Consider the following 22,688-nt stretch of genomic DNA (forward strand, 5'->3'; position numbering starts at 1 on the left):
GAGAGTCCCGGACCCGGATAGGGGACCGCCGGGTCCTGGTAGGGCGTCTGACCGGCTGGCGGCGGCGAGTAGGCGACCGGCGGCGCCGGATGCGGATACTGTGTCGCGGGCGGGCCCGGATAGGGGGCCGGCGCATCCGGCTGCGGTGTCTGTCCGGCCGCGGACCAACCCGGCATTTCGCTCATCAGCCATCTCCCCCGGTTCCGCGCGCGGATCCCTTCCTCAGCATTGCCCCAGGCTGTCCGAAATCGCGCCGCCGGAACATCCCTCACCCGGGTATCCGCCCGCCGCCGACGCGCCACCTCGGCCCCACCCGGAGGACGACACTTGTCGCCCTTCGCCGGATCCATTCCGGACCGCGGGTAAGCCGCGGAGTGGATCGGCGTGCCGTGGCGTGGAGAGGCGATCGGCATCGCCATGCGGCGGTTGGGGAGAGGGCGGAGGTCGGGTGCCGGGGCTCGGCGGCGTACCGGGAAGCGGCGGTCCTCGGGAGAAGCGGCCGTGAGCGGGCGGCGGGTCCGCGGGCGGGTGGGGTCAGGCGCCGCCTACTCGGAGGATCTCGCTCAGGCGTCGGCGGCGGCGGACGGCTGCCTCGGCGGGGACCAGGACGGCGACCATGACCGGGAAGGCGGCCGCGACCAGGGTCAGGCCCAGCCACGGGAGGACCAGGGACGGGTCCTCGGTCTGGGCGGTCAGCAGGTGCAGGCCCAGCGGGGCCAGGGTGAGCTGGGCCAGAACTACGCCGAGGAGTGGGCCGGCGACGGCGGCCAGGAGGGCCAGGGGGAGGAGCTCGGCGGCGGCTACCTGGCGGGCCTCGCGCGGGCGGAGGCCCAGGGTGCGCAGCCGGCTCAGGATCTGCCAGCGGTCCTGGGCGCCGGTTGCGGCGCTCAGCGCGAAGCCGAGCAGGCCCAGGGCGAGCAGCGTGCCGGCGGACGCCCATGCCAGCTGGAGCAGGCCGGTCACCAGGGGTGCGTGGCGGCGGGTGCGTTCCAGGTCGGCGCGGATCGTGACGGTGGCGGCGTTGGCGTGCGCGGCCTGGGCTGCGCCGGGGCCGGTGATCCAGATGGTGTTCGGCGGGACGCTGACCCCGGCGGCGGTCATCGCGGCCGCGTCCACCAGGACCACCTCTTCGGCGCCGTCGATCGCGGGGGCGCCGCCCACCGCCGTGAACGGGATCGCGGGAGCGCCGTCCTGGGGCAACCGGAGCGTGCTGCCGATCGGGAGATTCCCGGCCGCGGAACGGACCAGCGCGGGCACGGCGGACCCGGCGCCCGCCGGAGCCGGCAGGGACGGCAACTGGGGGAGCGGCGTGTCGGCCAGCAACTGCCGGAACGAGGCGGGATCGACGACGACCAGACGAGCCGGCCGCTCGGCGTCGCCCACGATGAACGGCGCGTTGTCGGTCACCGCGCCGGTCGCGACGTGCCGCACCCCGGGCGCGGCCGCGATCCGCGCGGCCAGTTCCGGCGTGGACCCGGCAGCGTCCCGCGCCACGTCCACCCGGGCGTCCGCGCCCACCGCCCGCCACGCCCCGTCGGTCAGCCCGGTCCCGGCCGTGGTGCTGAGCGTGAGCGCGAACGCCGCCAGCGCCGCCGCCCCCGCCACGGCCAGCACCGGCAGCGCCCGGGTGGACACCGAGGCGGCGCGGGCCGCGCCGAAGACCGCCAGGGGCCGGGACGACCGCAGCGCCCGCCGCAGCACCAGCCCGGTCACCAACGGCAGCGCCCGGAGCAGCAGCAACCCGCCGACCAGCACGCCGAGCGTCGGCGCCGCGGCCGGCAGCAGGACCGTCCCGCCCGCCGACGGCAGCACCCCGCGCTGGTGCAGCACCACCACCGCGATGGCGGCCGCGGCCAGCACGGCCGCCTCCAGGGTGAGCCGCCGCAGGGCCGCGGTCCGCCGCGCCCGGCGACGGGCGCCGCGGTTCGCCGGGACCCGCCGGTCCCGGGTCGCCCGGTCGGCGGTGACCAGGCCGAACGCCGGCCCGGCGAGGACCGCGGCGAGCACCACCGGGAGCAGCCAGGCCCCGGCGACCGACGGGACGAAGAGCCGGGCGACGAGCCCGCCGATCCCGGCGGAGAGTGCCGCGACCAGCACTGATTCGAGGAGCAGCTCACCGCCGAGGCCGACCAGCGAGGCGCCCCGCTGCCGGGCCACGGTCAGTGCCGGCGCGCGCCGGGCGACCAGCAGTTCGGCGGCCAGCAGCAGGATCAGCACGGCCACCACGGATACCGCGGTGAGCAGCACCGAGGCCTGCGCGGTGGCCGCCTCGATCTGGTCCTGGACCTCGCGCAGCACGAAGTCGAGCTGGGTCTGCCAGTGCGCGGCGGTGCCGCGGTTCGCCGACGAGCCGGAGGACGCCTTGAGCGCCACCACGGTCGCCGCGATCCGCTGCGCGGAGTCCCAGGTCAGCACGTCCGGGTCGGGGCTGAACCGGACGGTACGGGTCATGTCGTCCCGGCCGAACGCCAGGCGGGCGTCCGGCAGCGACTCGTCGGAGAGCAGCCCGCCGAACCGGGTGGTGCCGGTCCCGTCCGACCCGGAGGTCGGGTTGAGCAGCCACGGGGCGAGCCGCCAGGCCGGGTCGGCCGGGTCCCGCGGCCGGAAGACGCCGCTGATCCGTACGTCCTTGGGGTTGCCCTTGTCGTCGGCGACCCGGAGCCGGTCGCCGGGCTTGACGCCGAGCGCCGCGGCGCCGCTCTCGGAGAGCCCGGCCTGCACCGGCCAGGGCGGACCGTTCCACGGCACCTCGACGTCGGCCTGCTTCGGCGTCGCGGCCGGGGCGCTGCCGGCGATCCAGGTGACGGCCGGCCCGGAGGCGTTGGACAGGTAGTCGAGCTGGAAGGTGCGCAGCACGCTGCCGTCGGTCACCTTGAGGGTCGGGGCGGCCGAGAAGCCGACCGGTGGCTGCAGCACGTCCCGCAGCGGGCCGAGCTCGGTCAGCGAACGGTTGGCCAGGTCGAACAGTTCGGCGCCGAGCTGCGGGTTGCGCATCCGGCCGCCGTTGAAGCCGTCGTCGGCCTCCCAGCGCGCTTCGACGCGTACGTCAGCCTGATCCGCGGCCGACCGGACCGCCTGCCGCACCGCCTCGTCGGCCGTGCTGCGCAGCAGCACCGGCACCGCGCCCGCCAGCACCGAGACCACCGCGACCACCAGCGCGGACAGCAGCAGCGGCCCGGCGTCGGCCCGGGCGCGGCCCCGGATGCTGGCCGCGTGCAGACCAAGACCGCATCGCGTCATGAGACCACCCGCAACTGGGCCGCGCCGGCGCGGCGCGACTGGATCGTGGCGACGATGCCGACCGCGAGGGTGCAGCCACCGGCCAGCAGCCCGAGCAGCAGCGCCTCGACGGCCCACGGCCAGTCCGGAACGACCGCGGGCATCGGCGGCGCCCCGGTCTCCGAGCGGATCAGCAGCGGGGAGATGAGCCGGGTGCCGAGCGTCCCGACCAGGGTGCCGGCGGCGAGCAGCGGCAGCAGGATCGCCGCGTGCTGCCCGAGCAGCGTGGTCCGGATCTCCCGCCGGGTCATCCCGATGCCGCGCAGCCGGGCCACCTCCACCGCGCGTTCCCGCAGGTCGTGGGTGACGTGCAGGAGCACCCCGGCGAGCAGCAGCAGGACCGCGGCCGGGACCAGCAGCCGGAGCACGGCCGGCAGCCCGGCGCTGAGCGGGCCGGCGGTCAGCCGCGCCGTCTCCCCGGCCCGGGTGGTGGCTACGCCCAGGTGCAGCCCGGCCACGTCGTCCCGGCGGGGCTGCCCGGCCCACCAGGCGTCCACCGGCGATTCCAGGTCACCGCGCACGGTCAGCACCCGGGACAGCGCGTCCAGATCCGCGAGGGCCGCGGCCGCTCCCGGCGCGCTGGGCACGACCGGCACGACGCCGACGATCCGCATCGGTACGGCGGTGAACCCGACCGTCACGTCCATCGTCGACCCCACCCCGACCCCGAGCCCCTCCGCCAGCCGTGCCGAGACCACCACCGGCACCGCGGCCGGCGCCTTGAACGCCGTGCTGACCAGCGTCAGCGCCGCTTCCGGTGGCCCGCCGAGCACCGCTGTCCCGGTGAACCGCAGGCTGTTCCCGGCGCCGCGCAGCACCGGGTCCTGGAACTGCCCGGCCGCCGGTTCCGCCGAGACGGTCGTCCAGCCGGTCACGTCGGCGGCCGGCCCGGGCAGCCCGAGCGTCACCGCCACCCGGCTGCGCGTCGCCTCCAGGAGGTAGCCGGCGTCGTCCCGGACCGGCAGCGCCACCGCGACCAGCCGCATCCCGTCGACCGGCGCGCACCCGGTGATGCTCCGGCGGGTGCCGTCCAGCGGCATCGGCGCGCTGGTGCACAGCGTGCGCAGCCCGGCCGGATCCTGCAGCAGCAGTTCCGGCGTCACGGTCAGCGGGACCGGCCCGGTCGCCGTCCCGGCCAGGCTGACCGTGCCGCCGGCCGGCACCGGTACGCCGTCGGCCGGACCGTCCGGGGCGAGCCCGCGGGTGACCGTGGACCAGTCGGTCCCGTCCGGCAGCCGGCCGCGCAGCAGCTCCGCCGCGCGCGTGGTGTCGACCGCCACCAGCTGCGGCGGGTCGCCGGCGGTGCCCAGCCACTGCCCGATGGCCAGCGGCCGGCGGGTGACCGGGCTGACCACCGAGGCACCGGTGGCGGTGGTGATCGCCGCGCCCTGCCCGCCGACCGGCGGGGTGCTCAGCCCGATCGCCAGGTCGGTGCCGACCGCGAGGTCGGCCTGGTCGCGCTGGGATCGCTGCCAGGTCGCGTCGAACGCCACCCCGAACGTCGCCACCGCCGCGGCCAGGCAGATCAGCAGCCCGGCGGCCGCGGCCTGTGGCCTGCGGGCGGCCTCGAACGCGGCGAGCGGCAGCGGCAGCCCGTCGGAGCGGCGGGCCAGCCGGTCGGCGACGCTCAGCGCCGGCGGCACCAGCCGCAGCGCGACGGCCGCCCCGGCGGTCAGCAGCAGCGCCGGGGCCAGGCTGTCGAGCAGGCCGGGGGTGGCCGAGCCGGCGTGCAGCTGCCACCAGCCGAGCCCGGCGAACGCGACCAGCAGCACGTCGGCACCGGACCGGGCGAGCGCCTCCCGGCGGCCGCCCGGCGCCTCGGTGCGGACCGCGACGAGCACCAGCAGCACGGTGAGCCCGAACGCCCCGGCCAGCACGGCGAGCACCTGCGCGCCGCCGATCGACGGGCCGGTGGCCAGCCCGGCGCCGGCCATCGGCGGCAGGTGGCTGAGCGCGGCGTGCAGCAGCGCCGAGCCGGGCACCGCGAAGGCCGCCGCCAGCAGCGCGAGCAGCCCGGCCTCGACGGCCGCGGTGACGGCCAGCTGGACCCGGCTGGCCGTCACCGCGGACAGCAGCGAGGTCTCGCCGGCCCGCAGCCCGGCGGTGAGCCGGCCGGCCAGCGCGAGCGCAGTCACCGTGAGCACCGTGCCGAGCACCGCGACGGCGAGCACCGCGGACTGCGTGACATTCTGCTGGTGGCGGGCCGCGCGCAGGGTGTCCGGCAGCGCCGACGCCACCCGGGTGAATCGGGCTCTCCCGTCCAGCGAGCCGGTGAGCCGGGCGTCCGCGTCGAGCACACCGCCGGTCACGGCGCGGAGCTGGGCCGGGGTGGCGTGGCGCAGGTCCGGCCGGGCGTTGATCTCCATCCGGCTCAGCGACGAGCCGCCGCCGAGCAGGTCGTCCAGGTCGACCAGGAACGGCCCGTACGCCGGGAAGGTCCGCGAGCTGCTGCCGTCGTTGTGGTCCGGGTCGAACCCGGCACCGCCGAGCAGATCCCGGTCCCAGCCGGCGCCGGGCAGCGGCCGGGCGATGCCGACCACGGTCAGCTCGACGGCCGGCGCCGGGTCGTCCGGTGGTTTCGCGGCCAGCCGGACCCGGCTGCCGGCGCGCAGGCCGAGCAGCTTGGCGGTCGGCTCCAGCAGCACCGCCTCACCCCGCCCGGCCCGCGGCCAGCGGCCGGTGACCAGCGCGGCCCGCTCCGGCAGGCCCTCGACCGCGGCCAGATAGGTCCGGGCCCCGTCGGTCCGCCCGGGCAGCTCGCGCATCACCGAGGAGGCGCGCGCCGCCGTCGACGCCGGGAACGGGGCGAGCGCCGAGGTCAGCACCCCGCGGGTCCGGTCGGTGACGGCGCGCGAGTCGGTACCCAGGATGTTCGAGGTGTACGCGGTGACCGTCATGCCCGCCGGGTCGGCCTCCGCGGCCGCCACCCCGAGGGCGAGCGACGCGCTCCGGGTGACCAGCAGTGCGCACACCCCGAGCAGGGTCGCGCCGAGGGTGACCACGGCCAGCAGCGCGGCCAGCACCGGCCACTGGGCCCGGGTCCGCTGCCGGAGCAGGCCGATCACTCGTGCAGCCGCCCGTCACTGATCCGGATCACCCGGTCCGCCATCGCCATCATCACCGGGTCGTGGGTGGAGATCAGCGCGGTCACCCCTTCCGACTCGACCACGCCGCGCAGCAGCGCCATCACCGACCGGCCGGTCTCCGCGTCCAGCTGCCCGGTCGGCTCGTCGGCGATCAGCAGCCGGGGCGAGGCGGCCAGCGCGCGGGCGATCGCCACCCGCTGCTGCTGGCCGCCGGAGAGTTCGCCGGGCCGCTGCTCGGCGTGCTCGGCCAGGCCGACCAGGTCGAGCAGCAGCCGGACGCGTTGCTCCCGGTCGGCGGCCGGGGTGCGGGTCAGCCGGAGCGGGGCGCCGACGTTCTCGGCGGCGGAGAGCACCGGGATCAGCCCGAAGGTCTGGAAGACGTACGACACCCGGTCGCGCCGCAGCTCGGACAGCCCGTCCTCGTCCAGCGCGGTGATCTCCGACCCGTCCAGCTCGACGGTGCCCGCGTCCGGGCGGTCCAGGCCGCCGATCACGTTGAGCAGGGTGGTCTTGCCCGAACCGGAGCGGCCGACCAGGGCGACCATGGTGCCCGGCTCGACGTCGAACGAGACGTCCTGGAGGGCGGCGACCGCGGTGGCTCCGGCGCCGAAGGTGCGGCTGACCTGTCGTACCGAAAGAATCGGATTTTTCATTGAAGGTCCTGATCCGGGTGGATCTGCACGTGGGTGGACTCCAAGGCGAGCCGCACCCGGCGGGTCAGCTGGAGCGCCTCGCGGTACTCGCGCGGGATCTGGACCCGGCCGGCCCGGTCCATCACCGCGTACTCCTCGGCGATCACGTGGGTGTCGCCGTCCTCGGTGGTCGCCGTGCGGCGCAGCACCTCGCTGCTGGTCCGCCCGTCCCGGATCGCCACGGTCCGCTCCACCTGCCCGCTGACCTCGGCGTCGTGGGTGACCACCACGACAGTCACGCCGAACCGCTGGTTCACGTCCCGCAGCGCGCCGAACACCTCGGCCGACGTCGCGGTGTCCAGCTCGCCGGTCGGCTCGTCGGCGAACAGCACGTGCGGCCGGTTCGCCAGCGCCACCGCGATCGCCACCCGCTGCTGCTGCCCGCCGGACATCTGGCTCGGCTTGCGGTCCGCGCAGTCGGTCACGCCGAGCGCGTCGAGCAGCTCGTCGGTACGCTCCCGGCGCTCCCTCGCCGGCTTGCGGGCGGCCACCATCGGCAGGTCGATCACCTGCCGGGAAGTCAGGTAGGGCACCAGGTTGCTGGCCGTCTGCTGCCGCACGAACCCCACCGTGTGCCGCCGGTAGCGCACCCGGTCGGCCCGCGACATGGCGAGCAGGTCCCACTCCTCGACCCGGGCCTTCCCAGCGGTCGGCGCGTCGATCCCGGCCAAGATGGACAGCATCGTCGACTTCCCGGACCCGGAGGCGCCCACCACGGCGACCATCTCGCCCCGGTTCACCACCAGGTCGAGCCCCTGCAACGCCTGCACCTCGATCGACCCGGTCTGATAGATCCGCACCAGGCTCTCGCAGACGATCAACGCCTCGGACATCGTCCCCCCATGATCTTGGGCGTGCCTTTCTACCACGTTCCTCACCGTTCCGGCACCGCCCGCCGGAGGCCCCGGACAGCGCGACAACCCCCTGTCCCTGCCGCTTTCCCTCACTGTTCTTTTCCGGTACGACCGGTAGCCCCGTGGCAGTCGGCCCGCGACGCTCCGGCCCCCTCCCGGCCGCCACGCGTGTCGTGCGGGTCCGCCGGCGCATCGCGACGCCCAGCCCGCTCACGGTCCGCTGCGCGGCCTACGGTCCCGGCTGGTCCTCACGGGTGTCTCCGGGTCGTCGAGACACCCGTGAGGACCAGCCCGCCACCCGCGAGCGGCCCTCGTCAATCGGTGCGGTAGCGGCCCGGGGTGGTGCCGAACAACGAACGGAACGCCTCGATGAACGCGCTCGGGCTGCGGAAACCGCAATCGGCCGCCACCCGGGTGACCGGATGCCCGGCGGCGAGCAGGCGCACCGCGTGGTGCAGGCGCAGCTGTGCCCGCCACTGCGGGAAGGTCAGCCCGGTCTCGGCCCGGAACAGCCGGCTCAGGGTCCGCTCCGCGGCGCCCACCTCCCGGCCCAGCTCACCGAGCGACCGCTGGTCGGCCGGGTCGTCGGCGAGCAGTTCGCAGAGCCGGACCAGACGCGGGTCGGTGGGCGCGGGCAGCAGCAGCGGCAGTTGTTCGGCGGACCGCACCTGATGCAGCGCCACCTGCTCCAGGTGGTGGCGGTGCGCGGCGGTCAGCGGCGGCCGCGCGTCGTGCTCGTCGCTCAGGGTCCGGATCACCTCGCGCAGCAGCGGGGCGACGACCAGCACGGTCGGCTCCGCGAAGACCGGCTCCTCGAAGATCAGCGACCGCATCTCGGTCGGCCCGTCGGCCCGGTGCGCGTGCGGGACGGTGGCCGGGATCCACACCGCGCGGTTCGGCGGCACCACCCAGGAGCCGCGCCGGGTGGACACCCGCAGCACCCCGCGCACCGGATGGACCAGCTGGTGCACCACGTGGTCGTGCCAGTCGATCCGCTCCCGGTGGCCGAGGGGCCGGATCGTCGGCCCGGTCAGGATTTGGCGTTCCACCGACACAACGCGGCAGAATATCGGAAGTCCGCACGCCGCCGAGCCGGAAGTCTCGGAGGCATGAGTTCTTCCTGGCGACGGATGCGGCTGTGGGGCACCGCGCACGCCGTCGACGACCTGTACCAAGGCCTGGTCCCGGCCACCCTGCCCTACTTCGTCCTCGATCACCGCTACGGCTACGTGGCGATCTCCGGGCTGACCCTGGCCGCCGCGCTCGGCAGTTCGATCCCGCAGCCGTTCATCGGGGTGCTGGTCGACCGGTACCGCCTGGACTGGCTGGCCGCCGCCGGGGTGGCCGTGGCCGGGCTCGGCTTCGGGCTGTCCGGCCTGGTCGGCGGGTGGTATCCGGCGGTGTGGACGCTGATCCTGCTGTCCGGGCTGGGCGTGGCGATGTTCCACCCGGCGGCCGGGCGGGCGGCGCGGGCCGCGGCCGGGGACAGCGCCGGAGCGATGAGCATCTTCGCGGCCGGCGGCAGCGTCGGCTTCTTCCTCGCCCCGGTCCTGGCCACGCCGCTGCTGGTGCGTTTCGGGCTGTCCTCGACCGCCCTGTTCGTGCTGCCCGCGCTGGTCGTCGCCGGGTTCCTCGTGCGCCGGCGTCGGGTCGCCCCGGCAAGCAAGGCCGCGCCGATCGGCAGCGGAGATCAATGGCGGCCGTTCATCGCGCTGACCGGCATCGAGGTGGTCCGCTCCGCCGCGTTCTTCGCGGTGAACACCTTCATCGAGCTCTACTGGCTGCGTCACCTGCACGCCGGCCGCGGCCCGGCCGGGGTAGCGCTCGCCGTCTTCCTGGTCGGGGGAGTGGCGGGCACGCTGCTCGGCGGCCGGATCGCCGACCGGGTGGGTGCCGTCCGTACCGTGCAGTGGGGTGCCCTCGCCGGACTGCCGGCACTGGCCGGACTCGCCTTCACCAGCGGTCCGGCCCTGCCGTTGATCTTCGCCGGGCTGGCCGGCGTGGCCCTCAACATCCCGTTCGCCGTGCTGGTCAAACTCGGTCAGGACTACCTGCCGTCCCGGCCCGGCACGGCCGCCGGGGTGACCCTCGGGCTCGGCGTCAGCATCGGCGGCCTGTTCGCCCCGCTGTTCGGCCTGACCGCCCAGGCGCACGGCCCGGAGGGCGTCTTCGCGCTGCTCTGCCTGACCCCGATCCCGGCGTTCCTGCTGGGCCTGCTGCTGACCGATCCAGATCGCTCAGCTCGTCAGGATCACCAGCTGCTGGGTGGCCCGGGTCATCGCGACGTAGCGGTCGACCGCCCCCTCGATCCCGTCCCCGAACCGCTCCGGGTCCACCACGACGACCAGGTCGAACTCCAGTCCCTTGGCAAGCGTCGGGGTCAGCGACCGCACCCGGTCGGTGCCGGCGAAGGCGGGATACCCGATCACGCAGGCGATCCCCTCGGCGTTTGCGGCGAGCCATCCGGCAAGGATTGAATCAAGATCAACGACCGATTTGTGTACGACCGGAATGCCGCTGCTCCGGATCGACGTCGGAACGTTGGCATCGGGCAGCGCCGCCCGGATCACCGGCTCGGCCTCGGCCATCACCTCCTCCGGCGTCCGATAGTTGATCGTCAGCGACGCCATGGTCACCTGGTCCAGCCCGACCCGGCGCAGCCGTTGCTCCCAGGTCTCGGTGAACCCGTGCCGGGCCTGCGCCCGGTCGCCGACCACGGTGAAGCTGCGCGACGGGCAGCGCAGCAGCAGCATCTGCCACTCCGCGTCGGTCAGCTCCTGCGCCTCGTCCACCACGATGTGCGCGAACGGCCCGGCGAGCAGGTCGGCGTCGGCCGGCGGCAGCGCGCTGCCCTCGGCCAGCACGTCGCGCAGGTCCTGCTGGCGCAGCATGGTCATCAGGCCCTCGCCGTCGTCGTACTCGTTCGAGGCGATCAGGTCGTCGACCACCCGGTCCATCCGCTGGCGCCCGGCGGCGAGGGCGGCCCGTTCCCGGGTCCGGCGCTCGGCGGCCGACGGGTCGCCGAGCCGCTGCCGGACCGCGTCCAGCAGCGGCAGATCGGCCTCGGTCCAGGCCCGCGGGTCGTCCCGCTGCAGCCGGCGGATCTCCTCGACGCTCAGCCAGGGCGCGCACCTGCGCAGGTAGGCCGGCACCGACCAGAGATCGGCCACCAGGTCGGTGGCCTCCAGGATCGGCCAGGCCCGGTTGAGCGCCGAGCGCAGCTCCCGGCTGCGGGCCGGCGCGGTGCCGTCCCGCTCGGCGAGGATCGCCAGCAGCTCCTCCCAGATCTGCTCGCGGGCCTCGTTGTGCGGGGTGCCCGGGTCCGGCGCCTCGAACGCCGCCGCCCAGTCCCGCGCGGTCACCCGCACCTCGCCGTCCTCGGTCGCCGCGGTCATCGCCGTCGAAGGCGGTTCCTCGTAGAACCGGACCGCGGTCTCCATCGCCCGGACCAGGTCGGCCGACGCCTTGAGCCGGGCCACCTCGGGATCCGTCTCGGGCCGCGCCGCCGGGCCCTCCGGGAGCAGGTCGCGCAGCGTGCAGGTCTGCACGTCCTCCTCGCCGAGGTTGGGCAGCACGTCCGCGACGTAGGCCAGGTACGGCTCGTGCGGGCCGACGAAGAGCACCCCGCCGCGCCGCTGCCCGAGCCGCGGGTCGTGGTAGAGCAGGTACGCGGTCCGGTGCAGCGCCACCACGGTCTTCCCGGTGCCCGGCCCGCCGTCGACGACCAGCGCGCCGCGCGACCCGGCCCGGATGATCGCGTCCTGGTCGGCCTGGATGGTGCCGAGCACGTCGCGCATCCGCGGCGACCGGCTGGTGCCCAGGCTGGCGATGAACGCCGACTGGTCGTCCAGCGCGGCGTGCTGGTGTTCCAGGCCGTCGGCGGTGAACAGCTCGTCCCAGTAGTCCACGATCCGGCCCTCGACCCACCGATACCGGCGCCGGCTGACCAGGTCCTTCGGGTCGGCGTGGGTGGCGCCGAAGAACGGCTCGGCGGCCGGTGACCGCCAGTCGAGCAGCAGCCGGCCGCCCTCGCCGTCGGTCAGCCCGAGCCGGCCGATGTAGACCGTCTCGCCGTCCTCCCGCACCATCCGGCCGAGGCAGACGTCCAGGCTGAACCGGCGCAGCGCGCGCAGCCGCGCGGTCATCCGGCGGACCGCGTCGTCCCGGTCGACCGCCTGCCGCCCCTTGCCGGCCGGCGCCCGCCGCTCGGCCTCCAGGCGGTCGGACAGCTCGGCGATCGACCGGGTCAGGTTCTCGGCGATCAGGGTGAAGTGCTTCTCGTCCGCGGCGATCAGCGCAGGGTCGTTCTTGGCGGTGTCCGGAAGGGCGAAGACGCTCATCGGCGGTACTCCTCGATCAACATCTCGGCGGCGACGGCCGCGCCGTCCTCGACCATCGCGGCGGCGACGGCGGCCGCGGTCGCGGCGGTCTCCGGGGACAGGGCGGTCTTCAACGCCGTCTCGATCGAGCCGTCGGAGGAGGCGGCGCCGATGCCGAGGGCGGTCACCCGGCTCGCCCAGTAGGGCTGGTCACCGCTGTACGGGACGATCACCTGCGGGGCGCCGGCCCGGGCCGCGGTGTGCGTGGTGCCGGAGCCGCCGTGGTGCACCACCGCGGCCACCCGCCGGAACAGTGCCGGGTGGCTGGCCTCGCCGATCACCAGGCAGTCCTCCGCCTCGAGGCCGGCCCAGCCCCGGGACAGGATCACCCGGTGGCCCTGGGCGCGGACCGCCTCGACCGCGGCCCGCCCGGCGTCACCCATCGGCATGCTGCCGAACCCGACGTAGACCGGCGGCTCGCCGTCGTCGAGGAAATCCTCCAGCTCATCGGAGAGCGGGCCCTCGTCCGGCAGGATCCAGGTGCCGGTCTGCACCACCTCCAGCTCGGACGGCTCCGGCCACGGCCCGAGCAGCGAGTCGGTGGCCAGCCAGGGCAGCTCGGTGAACCCGTGGTCCCGGACGTTGCCGACGGGCGGCAGGCCGTGCCCGGCCCGTTCGGCGTTCAGCAGGTCGCGGAACAGCTCGTTCGCGGCCCGGGCGTCCTGCTCCCAGAGCGCGCGGTTGTCGGCGCCGGCCGGTGTCACGCCCGGCCGGGTGATCGGGGCGTGGTGCGGCGACGGCAGCGAGTTCGGCTGGAAGGCCGCGTAGACGTACGGGATCCCGCGTGACTCGGCCACCGACCGGGCGCCCAGCACCGACGGCAGGATCCCGGTCGCCACGATCAGGTCGGCCTCCGGCAGCTTCGCGAACTGCTCGGCGATCAGCGCGGCCGCCCGGTCCCTGATCGTGCCGGTCTTCGGCGCCCGGACCGGTTCGCCGACCGGCAGCAGCGTGACGCCGGCCGCGGCGAAGCGCTCCGGATCGTCGGCCGGGGCGCCGACGGTGACCCGCACCCCGTGTCCCTGCAAGCGCACCGCCAGACCGATCAGTGGTTCGACGCCCCCGCGCGAGTCGTACGTCGACAGCACCACGTGCACTCTGGTTCCCCCATTTTCGCAGCTCACAGCGTTTGACTCGACGATTGTGCGGGAGAACCCGGGTCTTGCCGCAAGACCCCCGGTCTGCTATAGCTTAGAAATGGGAAGAGGTGTGTTCTCCCTTTCCCGGCCCCTTTATCAGCGCCCATGAATGGCGTAACTTCACCATCATGTCCACCGGGCCTCGGTTCCGGTTCGATCAGGCGCTCGCCGACGTCTACGGCGACCTGCGGCTCACCCCGGTGCTGCGCCGCACGCTCCGGCACACCCAGCGGCTGACCGGTTCGGCCGCCGCCAGCGTTTCGCTGATCGACGCCGACCACGGCCGGTACCTCAAGGCCGCGGAGTACGGCGCGTCCTGCCGGCTCGGCCAGACCTTCCCGCTCGACGAGGGTGCCACCGGCCGGGCCGTCGCGCTGCGCCGCCCGGTCGTCATCCCGGACTACGCCCGGCTGCGCTCCGGGCACCTGGCCGGCGCGAACCCGGGCCGGGCGGTCGCCGTCCCGATCTGGTGGCGCGGCGAGGTGATCGCCGTGACCGTGGCCTTCGGCACCCCGGCCGACCTGGACGTCGACGAGCTGGAGGCGTTCGTCCAGTCGGTGGCCGGCGCGATCGTCGAGTCCCGCCGCCGGGCCCCGGTCCACGCCGGCGGTTTCCCGGGCGCGCCGTTCACCCCGCGCGAGACCGACGTGCTGGCGCTGCTGCGCTCCGGGCGCACCGACCGGGAGATCGCCGCCCGCCTGGTCCTCTCGCCGCGGACCGTGGAGAAGCACGTCGCCGCGATCCTGCGCAAGACCGGCGCCGGCAACCGGACCGCCGCGGTGCTGACCGCGATGGACAACGGCTGGATGGGGGAAATCACCCATACCCGAGGGGCGAGCCACGCGGTTTGACTGGTGGCGTGCCCGTGGTGCCGATGAAAGAGCTGCTGGACCGCGCCCTGGCCGACCGTTACGCGGTCGGCGCTTTCAACATCGTCAATGACCTGACCATCGAGGCGGTGCTGGCCGCCGCCGTCGCCGAGCGCGCGCCGGTCATTCTGCAGACCTCGGTCAAAACCGTTCTGCAGTACGGCCGGAGTCGCCTGTTCGGCATCGTCCAAGCCCTGGTCGAAGACGTTCCGGTGCCGGTCACGCTGCACCTGGACCACTGTCCCGACCGGGCGGTGATCAGCGACTGCCTGGCCGGCGGCTGGAACTCGGTGCTGTTCGACGCGCACGAGCTGACCGTCGCCGAGAACCTGCGGCAGACCACCGAGGTCGTGGCCGAGGCGCGCGAGGTCGGCGCGCACGTCGAAGGCGAGATCGAGGGCATCCAGGGCGTCGAGGACGGCGTCGGCTCGGACGCCGCACCGGCCGTCTACGCACTGGACGTGGCCGTCGACTTCATCAAGCACACCGGGGTGGACTGTTTCGCCCCGGCCATCGGGAACGCGCACGGGCAGTACAAGAAGGCACCGACCCTGGACGCGCAACGGGTCAGCGACCTGGTCGCGGCGACCGGGGTGCCGATGGCGCTGCACGGCGGCACCGGCCTCTCCGACGCGCAGTTCACCGATCTGATCGCGCGCGGCTGCGCCAAGGTGAACATCTCCACGGCGCTCAAGGAGAGCTTCATGAAATCCGGCGCCGCCTTTCTCGCCGACGCGGCCGCCCGGGACAGATGGGATCCGCCGGCGCTGTTCACCCAGCAGCGGGAAGCGGTGACGGAGATGGCGCGACGGCACATCCGGCTGTTCGGCGGCTCGGGGCGGGCCTGGTGACCGCGCTCATCTTCGACTGCGACGGGGTCCTCGCCGATACCGAGCGGCACGGGCACCTGCCGGCGTTCAACGCGACCTTCGAACGGTTCGGGCTGCCGGTGCGCTGGAGCGAGGCCGAATACGGGCGGAAACTGCGGATCGGCGGGGGCAAGGAGCGGCTCGCCAGCCTGTTCCAGGACGGGTCGCTGGCCGTGGGCGGAGATCGTACGCAAACCATCGCGGCCTGGCACCGGGCGAAGACGGAGATATTCACCGACCTGGTGTCGTCGGGCCGGATTCCGGCCCGTCCGGGCATCGCCCGAACCATCTCCGCGGCGCTCGCGGCCGGCTGGACCGTCGCGGTCGCCTCCACCTCGGCGGAGGTCTCGGTACGCGCGGTCCTCGCCCACGCGGTCGGCGCCGGCCTGGCCAGGCGCATCCCGGTGTTCGCGGGCGACGTGGTGCCGGCCAAGAAACCGGACCCGGCGATCTACACGATGACCGTCGAGCGGCTCGGGCTCGACCCGGCGGACACCCTGGTCGTCGAGGACTCGCGGAACGGCCTGCTGGCGGCCGCCGGGGCCGGGCTGACCTGCCTGATCACGGTCAACGACTACACCCGGGACGAGGACTTCGGCGAGGCGGTCCTGGTGGTGTCCGAACTGGGTGATCCGTGGCGGCCGCCGATCGAGGTGCTGGCCAATCGGGGCGCGGCGAAACCCGGCGACTACGTGACCCTGAACGACCTGCGGGCGTGCCTCCCGGAAAGGGGCCTGGAATGAACCGGACCGAACTCGTGGTGCGCACCATCGCGGAGACGGCGATCGCCAACGAGAAGTATTTCGGGGACCTGGACGCGGTCGTCGGGGACGGCGATTTCGGGTATTCGCTGGCCCGCGGATTCGAGAAACTCCTGGACGGGTGGGACGACCTCGATCGGACCGATTCCGGGACCTTTCTGAAACGCTGCGGGATGACCATCGCGTCGCGGATCGGAGGGACTTCCGGGCCGCTCTGGGGGACCGCTTTCCTGCGTGCCGGGGCGGCCGCCGTCGATCCGCTGGACCGGGCTCGGGTGGTGACGATGCTGCGCGCCGCGATCGACGGGATCAAGGCGCGCGGCCAGTCGGACCTCGGCGACAAGACATTGCTGGACGCTCTGGTCCCCTTCACCGACTTCCTGGAGAAGAGCGACGACATCTCGGGCGCGGCTCAGGCCGCGCGGCAAGCGGCCGAGGCGACCAGTTCCATGGTCGCGAAACGGGGACGGGCGGCCTACACCGGCGAACGGAGCCGGGGCTCGGTGGACGCGGGGGCCATGGCGGTGGCGGTCATCGCCGAACGCATCAGCGACGTGTGGCAGGGAGCCGGATCATGAAGAAGTTCGTCAACGACCCCAAGAACTTCGTGCCCGAGATGCTGGAGGGCCTCGCGCTCGCCCATCCGGACACGCTCAGGTACGTACCCGCCTACAACCTGATCATGCGGGCCGACGCGCCGCGCGAGGACAAGGTGTCGATCGTGCAGGGCTCCGGGTCCGGGCACGAACCGGCGCACGTCATGGTGGTCGGTAGCGGACTGCTCGACGCGGCCTGCCCCGGTGACGTCTTCGCCGCGCCGCCGATGGACTACGTCTACGAGACGGCGAAGCTGCTGGCCTCCCCGAAAGGCGTACTGCTGCTGGTCAACAACTACACCGGGGACCGGATGGCGTTCGACATGGGCAAGGAGATGGCCGACGCCGACGGTGTCCGGACCGAGATCCTGACGATCAACGACGACGTCGCGGTGACCGACTCGCTCTACACGGTCGGCCGGCGCGGCGTGGCCGGCAACTTCTTCGTGATCAAGGCGGTCGGGGCGGCGGCCGAGCAGGGCGCGTCCCTCGACGAGGTGGTCCGGATCGGCCGCAAGGTCAACGACGTGACCCGGACCATGGGCGTCGGGCTGACCGCCTGCACCCCGCCGGCGAAAGGCTCGCCGCTGTTCGAGCTCGGGCCGGACGAGATGGAGTTCGGCGTCGGCATCCACGGCGAGCCGGGCCGCGAACGCCGCCGGCTGACCGACGCGGACGCCATCGTGGACGCCCTGCTCGACGCGGTGGTCCCGGACCTGCCCTACCGCTCCGGCGACCGGGTCGCCCTCATGATCAACGGCCTGGGCGGCACCCCGATCAGCGAACTGTACGTGGCCTACCGCCACGCCCACCGCCGCCTGGTCGACCAGGGAATCCAGGTGGCCCGCTCCTACGTGAACGAATACTGCACGTCGCTCGACATGGCCGGCGCGTCGCTCACCCTGGTCCGCCTCGACGACGAGATCGCGCAGCTGCTCGCCGCCCCCGCCGACGCCCCGGTGAACCCGTTCTGACCGCCCCGCCACCGCAAGGCCCGCCGTGGTCCGGACCGCAGGGCGCCTCGCCGTTGCCCGGCTGGTTCCCAGGGGTGTTTCAACCGCCGTGAGACACCCGTGGGGCCCAGCCAAGCAACCGCGGGGCGCGTCGTGGTCCGGGCCGCGGCGCGCCTCGCGGTGGTTTGGCTGGCTCTCTGGGGTGTTTCAACCGCCGTGAGACACCCGTGGGGCCCAGCCGGACAACCGGGCGGCGCGTCGTGGTCCGGACCAGGGCGTGCCTCGCGGTCAGTGGGCGAGGAGGACGGCGAGGAGGGCCAGGGCGGCGGGGACGGTCTGGACGTAGAGGATGCGGCGGCTGGCGGTGAGGGCGCCGACCACGCCGGCCACCGCCACACAGATCAGGAAGAAGAGCTTGGCGGCGAAGCCGGTGTCGCCGCCGGCGATCAGACCGGCGATCAGGCCGGCGGCCAGGAAGCCGTTGTAGAGGCCCTGGTTGAGGCCGAGGACCTTGGTCTGCTCGGCGAACTCCGGGGTGAGGTTGAACGCCTTGCGGCCCGGCGGCTTGGTCCACAGGAACATCTCCAGCACCAGGATGTAGAGGTGGATCAACGCGACCAGCGCTACCAGGATGTTCCCGACGATGATCATGGCGCGAGGCTACCCGGGCGGCCGGCCGCCGCGCGGCGTGCGGTCGGCGGCCGGGGGTCGCGAGGGTGGTCGGCGGTCGGGGAGTGGGGGGCGAGGTGCCCGGTGCCGGGGTGGGTCAGGTGCCGCAGAAGGTGCGGTACGGCCCGAAGTCGCCGGGGGCCGGGTCGGCGTAGCGGGCCAGGCCGGGGCGTTCCTCGAACGGGGCGGCGACCACCTCGACCAGGCGCTCGACCGGGGCGAGGTCGCCCTCGGTGGCGGCGGCCAGGGCCTCCTCGACCAGGTGGTTGCGCGGGATGTAGATCGGGTTCACGCGGTCCATCACGGCGGCGTCCGGCTTCAGCGCCAGCCAGCGGGGGAGCCAGGAATCAAAATCGGTCGGGTCCGGGAAGAGGGCACGTGCCGGGTCCGCTTCGCCGCGGGCCGCGCGGGCCAGCGTACGGAAGAAGCTGGTGTAGTCGACCCGGGCGTCGCGCAGTATCGCCGCGAGATCGGTCACCAGCGCCTCGTCGGCGTCGGAGTGAGCGGCGACGTCCGGGTCGGCGGTGGCGGCCTGGGCGCGGGCCGTGGTGAGGCCCAGCTTCTCGTGCATGCCCGCCGTCCACGCCGCGTCGAACAGGCCGCCGAAGCGCTCCAGTGACGACACCGCCAGCGGGACCGCCTGCTCCTGGTCGTCGTGCAGGAGCGGCAGCAGCGACTCGGCGAACCGGGCCAGGTTCCACTGGGCGATGGCGGGCTGGTTCCCGTACGCATACCGCCCGCCGGTGTCGATCGAGCTGTAGACGGTGGCCGGGTCGACCGCCTCCATGAACGCGCACGGGCCGTAGTCGATGGTCTCGCCGGAGATGGTCATGTTGTCGGTGTTCATCACGCCGTGCACGAAGCCGACCAGCATCCAGCGGGCGATCAGCGATGCCTGGGCGGCCACCACGGCGTCGAAGAAGCCCAGGTAGTCGCCGGTCAGCTCGGGGTAGTGCCGGCTGATCGCGTGGTCGGCCAGCCGGCGCAGCAGGCCGGTGTCGCCGGTCGCCCGGGCGAACTGGAAGCTGCCCACCCGCAGGTGGCTGGCCGCGACCCGGGCCAGGACGGCGCCCGGCAGCGGGCCCTCCCGGTGCACCGTGCGGCCGGTGGCGACCACGGCGAGCGACCGGGTGGTCGGGATGCCGAGCGCGTGCATCGCGGTGCTGACCACGAACTCGCGGAGCATCGGGCCGACCGCGGCCAGGCCGTCGCCGCCGCGGGCGAACGGGGTCCGGCCGGAGCCTTTCAGATGCAGGTCGCGGCCGTCGATCTCGCCGAGCAGCAGGGCCCGGCCGTCGCCGAGCCGGGGCGAATAGCCACCGAACTGGTGCCCGGCGTACGCCTGGGCGACCGGGTGCGCCCCGGCCGGCGGCTCGGTGCCGGTGAGCAGGCCGGTGGTCAGCTGCTCCGGGGCCAGGCCCAGCTCGGCGGCGAGCCGCTGGTCGGCGATCAGCACGCGCGGCGCCGGGCAGTCCTCGGCCCGCCAGGCGATGGCCAGCTCGGGCAGCTCGTCGGCGAAGCGGTGGGTCAGGGTCACGGCCGGAGCGGAAACGTCCACCCATCGACGTTAACCCGTTCTGAGCTGGTCTAACCTCCCGGCATGCGGGCGGTCAATCTCACACTGCGATTCGTGCTGGAACTGTGCGCGCTGGCTGCTCTGGCGTACGGTGGCTGGCGCCTGCCCGGGCCGATCGCGGTCCGGATCCTGGCGGCGGTCCTGCTGCCGGTGGCCGCGGCCCTGATCTGGGGCCGCTGGGTGGCGCCGCGCGGCAGTCACCTGCTGCCCGACCCGCAGCGGCTGATCCCGGAGTGGGTGGTCTTCGGCGGGGCCACGGTCGCGCTGATCCTTTGCGGTCATCCGGCGCTGGGTGCGGCGCTGGCCGTGCTCGCCGCGCTGAACCGCTGGCTGCTGCACGTGCTCGGGACGTCGACCGGCGGCGAGCGGCGGGGCTGACCCCGGTCGTGTGAAGGTTGCCGATCCGAGACCTGCGGGGGCAGCGGCAGCCATTGATCAACTAGTAACCTGACGCGCTCACAGGTTCTTTTCAGCACGAGGTGACCATGTCGCAGCCGCAGCCTGCCCCGTGGGGTGGGGCGCCCGCCGATCCCGCTCCGGGCGGATACCCCGCTCCCGGCGCCTATCCTGCCGGGCAGCCGGCTGGTTACCCGGCTCCCGGGGCCTACCCCGGTCAGCCCGCGCCGGGTGGCTACGCCGCGCAGCCGGTGGCCGCCGGACAACCGGGCCACCCCGCACCCGCCGGATACCCGGCTCCAGCCCAGGCCGGGCCCGCCGGCTATGCCGCCCCGGGGCAGGTCGCGCCGGGTGGCTACGCCCAGCCGGGTCAGGCCGGGCCGGGTCAGTACGGGCAGCCGGTGCCGGCGCCCTACGCGGGGCAGGGCGACCCGGGTCAGGGCGGCTACGGCGCGCCGCCGGCCGGGTATCCGCCGCAGGGCATGCTGGCCTGCCGGTTCTGCGGCTCGGTGCCGGCCGTGCAGACCAAGTTCCGCGGGCACCAGGGGATGCTGGTGCTGATGCGGTTCCTCAGCAACGAGGGGCCGTTCTGCCGGGACTGCGGGCTGGGCGTTTTCCGGCACATGACCTCGCGGACGCTGATCCAGGGGTGGTACGGCTACGCGTCGTTCATCATCACGCCGTTCACCGTGCTGATGAACCTGTTCCGGCGCACCAGTGTGGCGAACCTGCCGGCGCCGCAGCCGAACCCCTACGGCCCGAGCCGGCCGCCGATGGACCCGGGCCCGCGCCTGCTGCAGCGCCCGATGACCTGGGCGGGGCTGCTGGTGCCGTTCGCCCTGGCCGCTCTGATCATCTACGCGGCCTCACAGAACTGACCTGACGCGGCGACCGAGGCGGCCGGCGGAGCGGGGCCGCCTCGGTGCGCCGGCACGGTGCTCCGGCCGTACCGGAATCGGCTATTGCTCGTGGTCCTCGATGTATTTCTTCGGGTCCTTGTTGTGGAAGTCGAGGCCCTTGCCCCGCGGATGCTCGGCGAAGAATCGGAGCCACCGCGCGCCCAGCTCGATCCGCAGCTCCATGCTCGCGTGCTTGCGGAAGTCGGGCAGCACCTCGTCCTCCTCCTCGGCCAGGTGCTCGCTGTTCTCGGTGCGGGCCGCCCACACCCCGGCCCACCACTCGTCCGAGCCGATCGGGTGCCCGGCCGCCGCCACGATCCCGTCGCGGATCTTGTTGTGGTCGCGGATCGCGTCGTCGGTCTCCTCCTCCGCGTCCTCGCCGCCGCTGTCGGTCAGCAGGTGCGGGTAGAGGATCTTCTCCTCGGCGTCCGCGTGGATCTCCAGGTGCAGGGCCAGCGGCTCCCAGATCGCGCGGAGCTCGGCCTCGCCCTGCGCGTCGTCGAGCCGGGCGAACCCGACCCGGAACGCGTGGTGATCTTCCATGATCAGCGCGGTGATGTCGTCCATGCAGGCACCCTAATGCGGGTTGCGGTTCCGGGCTGGGCCTCAGGGGTGTCTCAAGGCCCTTGAGACACCCCTGAGGCCCAGCCCGGGCAACCGTGACCGGCGGAACGGCCGTGAGCAACAGCGGACCCGGCCGCCGGGACGAGGTCAGAGGAACTCGCGGCGGTACAGGTCGATGAGCTCCCGGTAGTTCGGCCCGATGTTGGCGATGTAGACCTCGTCGAAACCGGCCTCCTGGTAGGCCTTGAGCTGCTCGGCGTGCCCGGCCGGGTCCGGCCCGCAGACGATCGACTGCTTCGTCATCTCCGGCGTGACCAGCTCGCTGGCCTGCTCGAAGTGCCGGGGCGAGGGGAGCACCTGGGACAGCTCGCCGGGGACCCCGGCGTTCGCCCAGAGCCGGTGCGCGATCTCGGCGCCCTCGTCCTCGGTCGGTGCCCAGCAACCCTTGAACCCGCCCTGGACCGGCTTGCCCGTGCCGCCCGCGTCGCGGAACTGCTGGACCAGGTCGCCGTCCGGCATCGTGGAGACGTAGCCGTCGCCGATCCGGCCGGCCACCTCCAGCGCCTTCGGGCCGAAGGCGGAGACGTAGACCTTCGGCGGCGTCTCCGGCAGGGTGTAGAGCCGCGCCTGGTCGACCCGGTAGTGCTTGCCGTGGTGGGTGACGAACTCGCCGCCCCACAGCGCGCGCATCACCTCGACGGCCTCCTCCAGCATCTCCAGGCGCTCGTCGGCGAACGGCCAGCGCTCGCCGGTGATGTGCTCGTTGAGCGCCTCGCCGGTGCCGACGCCGAGCACGAACCGGCCGTCGTGCAGGACCGCGCTGGTCGCCGCGGCCTGGGCCACCACGGCCGGGTGGATCCGCTGGATCGGGCAGGTCACCGCGGTGGTGACCGGGATGCTGACCACCTGGCTGAGCGCGCCGATGATCGACCAGACGAACGGGCTCTGGCCCTGCGCGTCGTTCCACGGGTGGTAGTGGTCGGAGATCCACAGGCCCTGGAAGCCGGCGTCCTGGGCCAGCTTGGCCTGCTCGATCAGCTGGGCCGGGGTGTATTCCTCGCAGGACAGGAAGTATCCGATTCGCATACCGCCCCGATACCCGGTCGG

The 22,688-nt window shown here is 73.9% G+C and carries 18 protein-coding genes and 1 pseudogene; 8 read left to right on the top strand and 11 right to left on the bottom strand.

Annotation, left to right across the window (positions count from 1 at the left end):
• Positions 1 to 534: 534 nt before the first annotated feature.
• The 5 genes from BJY16_RS23855 to BJY16_RS23875 all read right to left on the bottom strand — a co-directional run bounded on the left by BJY16_RS23855 (position 535) and on the right by BJY16_RS23875 (position 8,960).
• Positions 535 to 3,240 carry an FtsX-like permease family protein gene (locus BJY16_RS23855; protein WP_185041803.1) on the bottom strand — a complete coding sequence of 902 codons (2,706 nt, stop codon included), beginning with the start codon at positions 3,238 to 3,240 and terminating at the stop codon, positions 535 to 537.
• Complete coding sequence (locus BJY16_RS23860) at positions 3,237 to 6,344, bottom strand: FtsX-like permease family protein (RefSeq protein ID WP_185041804.1); 3,108 nt, start codon at positions 6,342 to 6,344, stop codon at positions 3,237 to 3,239. The genes BJY16_RS23855 and BJY16_RS23860 overlap by 4 nt, the downstream gene beginning before the upstream one ends.
• On the bottom strand, positions 6,341 to 7,018 hold the full coding sequence (locus BJY16_RS23865; protein WP_185041805.1) for an ABC transporter ATP-binding protein: 678 nt from the start codon (positions 7,016 to 7,018) through the stop codon (positions 6,341 to 6,343). Before BJY16_RS23865 ends, BJY16_RS23860 begins: the two co-directional genes overlap by 4 nt.
• Positions 7,015 to 7,890, bottom strand: a complete 876-nt coding sequence (locus BJY16_RS23870) for an ABC transporter ATP-binding protein (protein ID WP_185041806.1) — start codon at positions 7,888 to 7,890, stop codon at positions 7,015 to 7,017. Before BJY16_RS23870 ends, BJY16_RS23865 begins: the two co-directional genes overlap by 4 nt.
• Positions 7,891 to 8,225: 335 nt before the next feature.
• Positions 8,226 to 8,960, bottom strand: coding sequence for an AraC family transcriptional regulator (locus BJY16_RS23875; protein WP_239177966.1), 735 nt, complete (start codon positions 8,958 to 8,960; stop codon positions 8,226 to 8,228).
• An 81-nt stretch (positions 8,961 to 9,041) separates the two neighbouring features.
• Here BJY16_RS23875 and BJY16_RS23880 point away from each other — a divergent pair.
• Positions 9,042 to 10,100: pseudogene (locus tag BJY16_RS23880) on the top strand (MFS transporter); the annotation flags it as partial.
• A 48-nt stretch (positions 10,101 to 10,148) separates the two neighbouring features.
• Here BJY16_RS23880 and helR read toward each other — a convergent pair.
• Together helR and BJY16_RS23885 are read right to left on the bottom strand one after the other, a co-directional pair.
• Complete coding sequence (helR, locus tag BJY16_RS47380) at positions 10,149 to 12,251, bottom strand: RNA polymerase recycling motor ATPase HelR (RefSeq protein WP_239177965.1); 2,103 nt, start codon at positions 12,249 to 12,251, stop codon at positions 10,149 to 10,151.
• Complete coding sequence (locus BJY16_RS23885) at positions 12,248 to 13,387, bottom strand: glycosyltransferase (protein WP_185041809.1); 1,140 nt, start codon at positions 13,385 to 13,387, stop codon at positions 12,248 to 12,250. The genes helR and BJY16_RS23885 overlap by 4 nt, the downstream gene beginning before the upstream one ends.
• 170 nt (positions 13,388 to 13,557) lie before the next feature.
• Between BJY16_RS23885 and BJY16_RS23890 the strand changes: the two genes are divergently transcribed.
• Genes BJY16_RS23890 through dhaK form a run of 5 tightly spaced genes read left to right on the top strand, consistent with a single transcriptional unit; the run spans position 13,558 to position 17,498 of the window.
• Positions 13,558 to 14,280, top strand: a complete 723-nt coding sequence (locus BJY16_RS23890; RefSeq protein ID WP_185041810.1) for a helix-turn-helix transcriptional regulator — start codon at positions 13,558 to 13,560, stop codon at positions 14,278 to 14,280.
• A gap of 8 nt (positions 14,281 to 14,288) precedes the next feature.
• Positions 14,289 to 15,149 carry a class II fructose-bisphosphate aldolase gene (locus BJY16_RS23895; RefSeq protein ID WP_185041811.1) on the top strand — a complete coding sequence of 287 codons (861 nt, stop codon included), beginning with the start codon at positions 14,289 to 14,291 and terminating at the stop codon, positions 15,147 to 15,149.
• Positions 15,146 to 15,910, top strand: a complete 765-nt coding sequence (locus BJY16_RS23900) for an HAD-IA family hydrolase (protein ID WP_185041812.1) — start codon at positions 15,146 to 15,148, stop codon at positions 15,908 to 15,910. Before BJY16_RS23895 ends, BJY16_RS23900 begins: the two co-directional genes overlap by 4 nt.
• Positions 15,907 to 16,506, top strand: a complete 600-nt coding sequence (gene dhaL / locus BJY16_RS23905) for a dihydroxyacetone kinase subunit DhaL (RefSeq protein WP_185041813.1) — start codon at positions 15,907 to 15,909, stop codon at positions 16,504 to 16,506. The genes BJY16_RS23900 and dhaL overlap by 4 nt, the downstream gene beginning before the upstream one ends.
• Entirely contained in the window at positions 16,503 to 17,498 is a 996-nt protein-coding gene (gene dhaK / locus BJY16_RS23910; protein ID WP_185041814.1) for a dihydroxyacetone kinase subunit DhaK, read from the top strand. The genes dhaL and dhaK overlap by 4 nt, the downstream gene beginning before the upstream one ends.
• A gap of 267 nt (positions 17,499 to 17,765) precedes the next feature.
• Here the strand turns inward: dhaK and BJY16_RS23915 are convergent, their stop codons facing one another.
• Entirely contained in the window at positions 17,766 to 18,128 is a 363-nt protein-coding gene (locus BJY16_RS23915; RefSeq protein WP_185041815.1) for a DUF1304 domain-containing protein, read from the bottom strand.
• A 115-nt stretch (positions 18,129 to 18,243) separates the two neighbouring features.
• Positions 18,244 to 19,704 carry a protein adenylyltransferase SelO gene (locus BJY16_RS23920; RefSeq protein ID WP_185041816.1) on the bottom strand — a complete coding sequence of 487 codons (1,461 nt, stop codon included), beginning with the start codon at positions 19,702 to 19,704 and terminating at the stop codon, positions 18,244 to 18,246.
• A 42-nt stretch (positions 19,705 to 19,746) separates the two neighbouring features.
• Between BJY16_RS23920 and BJY16_RS23925 the strand changes: the two genes are divergently transcribed.
• Positions 19,747 to 20,100: a YrdB family protein gene (locus tag BJY16_RS23925; RefSeq protein WP_185041817.1), complete on the top strand. Its 354-nt coding sequence runs from the start codon at positions 19,747 to 19,749 to the stop codon at positions 20,098 to 20,100.
• Positions 20,101 to 20,207: 107 nt separating this feature from the next.
• Complete coding sequence (locus BJY16_RS23930) at positions 20,208 to 20,996, top strand: toxin-antitoxin system, toxin component (RefSeq protein WP_185041818.1); 789 nt, start codon at positions 20,208 to 20,210, stop codon at positions 20,994 to 20,996.
• A gap of 81 nt (positions 20,997 to 21,077) precedes the next feature.
• Here the strand turns inward: BJY16_RS23930 and BJY16_RS23935 are convergent, their stop codons facing one another.
• The gene (locus tag BJY16_RS23935; protein ID WP_185041819.1) at positions 21,078 to 21,584 is read right to left on the bottom strand and encodes a hemerythrin domain-containing protein; all 507 of its coding nucleotides are present in this window, start codon (positions 21,582 to 21,584) and stop codon (positions 21,078 to 21,080) included.
• A 144-nt stretch (positions 21,585 to 21,728) separates the two neighbouring features.
• Complete coding sequence (locus BJY16_RS23940) at positions 21,729 to 22,667, bottom strand: TIGR03557 family F420-dependent LLM class oxidoreductase (protein ID WP_185041820.1); 939 nt, start codon at positions 22,665 to 22,667, stop codon at positions 21,729 to 21,731.
• Positions 22,668 to 22,688: the final 21 nt, after the last annotated feature.

The sequence above is a fragment of the Actinoplanes octamycinicus genome, from assembly GCF_014205225.1.
Taxonomy (GTDB): domain Bacteria; phylum Actinomycetota; class Actinomycetes; order Mycobacteriales; family Micromonosporaceae; genus Actinoplanes; species Actinoplanes octamycinicus.

Excerpts from the sequence above, each read along its gene's own strand:
- BJY16_RS23915 (WP_185041815.1), bottom strand. The coding sequence starts at position 18,128 with ATGATCATCGTCGGGAACATCCTGGTAGCGCTGGTCGCGTTGATCCAC.
- BJY16_RS23925 (WP_185041817.1), top strand. The coding sequence starts at position 19,747 with ATGCGGGCGGTCAATCTCACACTGCGATTCGTGCTGGAACTGTGCGCG.
- BJY16_RS23940 (WP_185041820.1), bottom strand. The coding sequence starts at position 22,667 with ATGCGAATCGGATACTTCCTGTCCTGCGAGGAATACACCCCGGCCCAG.
- dhaL (WP_185041813.1), top strand. The coding sequence starts at position 15,907 with ATGAACCGGACCGAACTCGTGGTGCGCACCATCGCGGAGACGGCGATC.
- BJY16_RS23870 (WP_185041806.1), bottom strand. The coding sequence starts at position 7,890 with ATGTCCGAGGCGTTGATCGTCTGCGAGAGCCTGGTGCGGATCTATCAG.
- BJY16_RS23935 (WP_185041819.1), bottom strand. The coding sequence starts at position 21,584 with ATGGACGACATCACCGCGCTGATCATGGAAGATCACCACGCGTTCCGG.
- BJY16_RS23855 (WP_185041803.1), bottom strand. The coding sequence starts at position 3,240 with ATGACGCGATGCGGTCTTGGTCTGCACGCGGCCAGCATCCGGGGCCGC.
- helR (WP_239177965.1), bottom strand. The coding sequence starts at position 12,251 with ATGAGCGTCTTCGCCCTTCCGGACACCGCCAAGAACGACCCTGCGCTG.
- BJY16_RS23930 (WP_185041818.1), top strand. The coding sequence starts at position 20,208 with ATGTCGCAGCCGCAGCCTGCCCCGTGGGGTGGGGCGCCCGCCGATCCC.
- BJY16_RS23890 (WP_185041810.1), top strand. The coding sequence starts at position 13,558 with ATGTCCACCGGGCCTCGGTTCCGGTTCGATCAGGCGCTCGCCGACGTC.
- BJY16_RS23865 (WP_185041805.1), bottom strand. The coding sequence starts at position 7,018 with ATGAAAAATCCGATTCTTTCGGTACGACAGGTCAGCCGCACCTTCGGC.
- dhaK (WP_185041814.1), top strand. The coding sequence starts at position 16,503 with ATGAAGAAGTTCGTCAACGACCCCAAGAACTTCGTGCCCGAGATGCTG.